Source organism: Arcicella sp. GW458-12-2-14-TSB2, from assembly GCF_059423785.1.
This window is the reverse complement of the sequence record NZ_JBWKYN010000283.1, coordinates 1-4,351: the sequence shown is the minus strand read 5'-3', so window position 1 is coordinate 4,351 and position 4,351 is coordinate 1. Positions and strand designations below refer to the sequence as shown.

Below are 4,351 nucleotides of genomic sequence, written 5' to 3'. Positions count from 1 at the left end.
CCTTGATGTAGTGTATTATCTTTTCAAAATGAAAATAATTTTTTAATGATTAAACATTTGAAAATTGATTGAGGTATGAAATTGGTTTGTTTGTGCCAATTATTTACTTTTAATAAAAAAATGTGAACAGGCATAGATTTACGAGTTATGAGAAATTTTAATATAAGACCTATATCCTTCAAACGATTTATTTTAGTAGGAACGATTTTTTTGCTTTTATTGTCATGTGACCGTAAATCAAGTGTACGAAATGAGACAACTTCACCTATAGATATAAAGCTGAGAAGAACTGACCATTTTCAAGACTTTATTAGCAAATTTCCTATTATTCATCTACCTTTTATTTATAGTTCACATAATAACTGGGAAGAATCTGTCGGAACAATGGTGAAGATGAATCCCGAAAGTATTGACTCGTTGTTTGTTAAATCTGAATCCCCAGATATGGTGATATATGGTTATGGATTACTACAAGACACGACCAATTTTTATTCTCTGGTTTACTTTTTTCCTGGAGAAGGATATTACCCAGTATTGGCTACTTATAGTAAATCAGGTAAATTGATTAGTCAAGAAAGACTTTTAGCCACTGGCTGCGGAAGTGATTGCGGTCTAGGTTATTGTTCATCAACTAGTATTATAAATAAAAGCCTTTCGTTATTTTGTGTTGATACAGTTAAATATGATTTTCAGTGTGACAGCTTAGGAGAACCTATAGATAACAGCGGATTGACACAATTAATAGTTTTAAAAGGAAGAGTGAGGACTAATGGTAAAATAGATTTGGGTAAAGAAGTTCGAACCGAAACAAAAAACAGTCCTTAACATTTTTTAAGTTCTATGTTTAATGAAGTAGTTTTTGGGTATTTATTATGCACTTCTGTTGAAGTTATCTCCAACAGAAGTGCATGAACAATAAACTGACATGATAGAATTGTGAATTGGTTCGTTTCTTTCACACATTTTGTTGGTGAAAAACACCAACAAAGGCGAAGAATGTTACAAACAGTAGATTAACACAATTCATAATCGTAAAAGGAAAAGTAAGGAGTAATGGCAAAATTGATATAGTTGATAAAATTCGAACCAAAACCATTACCAAAAATTCAAAAAACTCAAGAAACAAAATGAAACCTTGTCTCAAAACCTTAGTAATCATTCTAATTTCTATCATAAACTTTAAAGGCATTGCTCAAAAACGAGACGTATTTAAACCCAAAGAAGTTTACAAATCCAAGGATTTAATTATCACTCAAATTGCTAACAATTCCTTTGAACATACCTCATTTAAACAAACTAATGATTTTGGATACGTTCCTTGTAACGGAGTCATTGTCAGAAATAGTAATGAAGTAGTTGTTTTCGATACTCCGACCAATGATAAAAGTGCAGAGGAGTTGATTAAATGGGTTAAAGGAACGCTTCATTGTAAAATAAATGCTATTATTCCTACGCATTTCCATGATGATTGTCTGGGTGGTTTAAAAGCATTTGATGATAATAATATTCCTTCGTATGCATATTTCAAAACAATTGAATTGGCAAAAGAAAATAATTATGTTGTTCCCAAAAATAGTTTCAAGGATTCTCTTATTTTAAAAGTTGGCAAGGAGCATATTGTTGCCAAGTTTTTTGGAGAAGGACATACAAAAGATAATGTAGTAGGTTATTATCCGAGCGAAAATATTTTGTTTGGAGGATGTTTAATTAAAGAATTAGAGGCAGGCAAAGGCTATTTAGGTGATGCTACTATTGCAGAGTGGTCAAGTACCGTTGAAAAAGTTAAAAAGGCATATCCAAATGTAAAAATCGTTGTTCCCGGGCATGGAGAATATGGAAACCAAAAATTACTTGATTATACGATTAAATTATTCAAACCTTAGCAATATCCCAAAACCTTATAAACACAATATCCCAATATCTCATGGATTAAATGATAGCCTTCATAATAAGCACCTTCGCTAGGTACTATCAGGCTACTAAAAGTGAAAATTCTTGCTTTTGATTTGAAGGCTGTGCTAAAAGGAGTGACTGTCAATCCTGCTTTTTCAAAACAGCCTAACGAGCGCCTCATGTGAAAAGCTGAGGTAAATAATAGATATTTGTTGCCTAGTTCAGGCTTTTTACGCAATATTTCAGCCGTATAGGTGGCATTTTCACGGGTATTTCTGGCTTTGGTTTCTAAGATAATATCTGATTTTTTTACGCCAAGTTCTTCTAATAATTGAGCAGTTTTTAGGTTTTCATCCGAAAAATCGCTTCTGATGATGGTTAAATCAGTATTACCTCCCGTTATAAGTATTTTCTTTATTTTGCCTTGTTTATATAAACGGAGAGGTTGGATAAATCTATCCGCCGTTTTATCGACAAAAATCTGCTGAGTAGTTCCCTCTTTATTGCTAATCATTCCTCCTGTCAGAATAATACCGACATCATAAGGCTCAACAATCGTTTCAGGAGAAGTTGCAGGAATTTCCCAAAGGATAAAACCTTCGTTTACGATAAAGTCGTTACCAAATACAAAAATCATTACTAACGTACTAATTAATAATTGCTTTTTACGTTGAGGATTTTTGGTGAATATTGCCCAAACTAATACAATGATGGTGAGAGAAAGAGGCATTAGTACGTAAAAAAGTACTTTAGAAAGAAAGTAAAACATATTGAAAGAAAGGTATGTCTGTTTAAGAATAAAAATCGTTAATAAACTTTAGTAAACTAAGGTGAAATGTGGGTAATAATGAAATTAGCTCAGAATCGTTTACAAAACTACTAAATACTTTTTCTTAATGCTTTACTAGCGTAACTTTGAGAAAAAATAACATTCTTCAGGCTCTTACAATTTAAAAACATAGCAACAACAGTTAAACTAATGAAAAGAATATTTCAAATTTTACTCCTACTAAGTATTACTGGTTTTTCTAATCAGCTTTTAGCCCAGACAAGTGAAGGTTTTTCTATCAAAGGAAAAATAAAAGGTATTAAAGATACCACTGTTTTTTTAGCACATTATTTTGGTTATAATCAACAAGTAATAAAAGATACTGCCAAAGTTGATTCAGAAGGCAATTTCCTTTTTAAAGGAGACAAAAAATTACCCGAAGGACTATATTTGGTTTCGTTACCCAAGGGTAAGTATTTCGATATCATCATTGGTAACCAAGAGTTTGCATTTGAAACGGATACGGTTAACCTAATCCGTAAAATGAAAATAACAGGGTCTAAAGAAAATGAAGTTTTCTTTAAGTTTCAACAGGAAATGTCAGACCGCTTTGATGAGATGAAAGCCTTGGAAGCTGAAAGTAAAAAAGGCAAATCGGCAACGATTGACGCTAAAATAAAGAAAGTCCAAACTGCTACCACACAGTTTCAAAAAGATTGGTTAAAAGCTAATGAAAATCTATTTGCTGGAAAATTGATTAAATCATCGCAAGAGCCAGAAATTCCAACCTATCCGAAGCCTGTTCAAACTAAGGCAGATACCGCAGCGATGTATCAGTTTCAATTTCAATATTATAAAGCTCATTTTTGGGATAATGTTGATTTAAAAGATGATAGAATGATGCGTACACCATTTTTACAAAAGAAATTGGAACGTTATTTTGACGATTTGACTGTTCAAGTATCCGATTCTATTGCTAAAGAGGCTGATTTTGTATTGGCAAGAGCTACTTCTAGAGATGTAAGAAGATATACAATTTATAAAATCTCTAGTCAGTATGAAAACCCAAAAATCTTAGGGACAGATGGCGCATTTGTACACATGGCAGAGAAATATTATATCGGAGAACCATCATTATGGGACACTTCTACTGTAAGAAGAATGAAAGAAAGAGTGGCTATATTGAAGCCACTTTTGATAGGCAAAAAATTGCCAGATATGTACCTTACTGACACTTTGGGAAGAGAAATTGATATTCCACGTATACCTGCTGATTATACTGTTTTGTTTATTTATGACCCTGAATGTAGCCATTGTCGCGAGTCTGCTCCGAAATTGAAAAAAGCCTATCAAACTTTAAAAACTAAAAATGTAAAAGTAGTAGCGGCTTCAATCGATAGAACGCCTTTAAAATGGAAAGGATTTATCAAAGAATTTAAGCTAGAAGAATTAATTAATGGGATAGATATTCATAAAAATGCCCTAACAGGGAAAGAAGAGTATTATACCGACTTTAAAAATAGCTTTGATGTATATGCTACGCCAGTAATTTATGTACTGGATAAAGACAAAAAGATTATTGCCAAACGTTTACCTGTAGAACAAGTAGAAGATTTTATTGATTTTACCAGAAAGCAAAAGGCTTCTAAAAATATCAGATAAACAAAAAGGGTTGACTCGATTTCGAGT

The 4,351-nt window shown here is 32.4% G+C and carries 4 protein-coding genes; 3 read left to right on the top strand and 1 reads right to left on the bottom strand.

Annotation, left to right across the window (positions count from 1 at the left end; genetic code table 11):
- Positions 1-147: 147 nt before the first annotated feature.
- Both AC07XN_RS23585 and bla read left to right on the top strand, forming a co-directional pair.
- A complete protein-coding gene (locus AC07XN_RS23585; RefSeq protein WP_494744832.1) occupies positions 148-825 on the top strand; it encodes a hypothetical protein in 678 nt (225 codons plus the stop codon).
- 302 nt (positions 826-1,127) lie between these two features.
- Complete coding sequence (gene bla / locus AC07XN_RS23580; RefSeq protein WP_494744831.1) at positions 1,128-1,883, top strand: subclass B1 metallo-beta-lactamase; 756 nt, start codon at positions 1,128-1,130, stop codon at positions 1,881-1,883.
- On the opposite strand, the gene AC07XN_RS23575 is transcribed toward bla, so the two are convergent.
- Complete coding sequence (locus tag AC07XN_RS23575) at positions 1,880-2,662, bottom strand: YdcF family protein (protein ID WP_494744830.1); 783 nt, start codon at positions 2,660-2,662, stop codon at positions 1,880-1,882. The two genes, bla and AC07XN_RS23575, sit on opposite strands and share 4 nt — an antisense overlap.
- A 210-nt stretch (positions 2,663-2,872) precedes the next feature.
- Between AC07XN_RS23575 and AC07XN_RS23570 the strand changes: the two genes are divergently transcribed.
- On the top strand, positions 2,873-4,324 hold the full coding sequence (locus AC07XN_RS23570) for a DUF4369 domain-containing protein (protein ID WP_494744829.1): 1,452 nt from the start codon (positions 2,873-2,875) through the stop codon (positions 4,322-4,324).
- Positions 4,325-4,351: the final 27 nt, after the last annotated feature.

What these genes read in the sequence shown, in the direction of transcription:
- AC07XN_RS23585 (WP_494744832.1), top strand. Translation starts at nt 148, where the DNA reads ATGAGAAATTTTAATATAAGACCTATATCCTTCAAACGATTTATTTTA.
- AC07XN_RS23575 (WP_494744830.1), bottom strand. Translation starts at nt 2,662, where the DNA reads ATGTTTTACTTTCTTTCTAAAGTACTTTTTTACGTACTAATGCCTCTT.
- bla (WP_494744831.1), top strand. Translation starts at nt 1,128, where the DNA reads ATGAAACCTTGTCTCAAAACCTTAGTAATCATTCTAATTTCTATCATA.
- AC07XN_RS23570 (WP_494744829.1), top strand. Translation starts at nt 2,873, where the DNA reads ATGAAAAGAATATTTCAAATTTTACTCCTACTAAGTATTACTGGTTTT.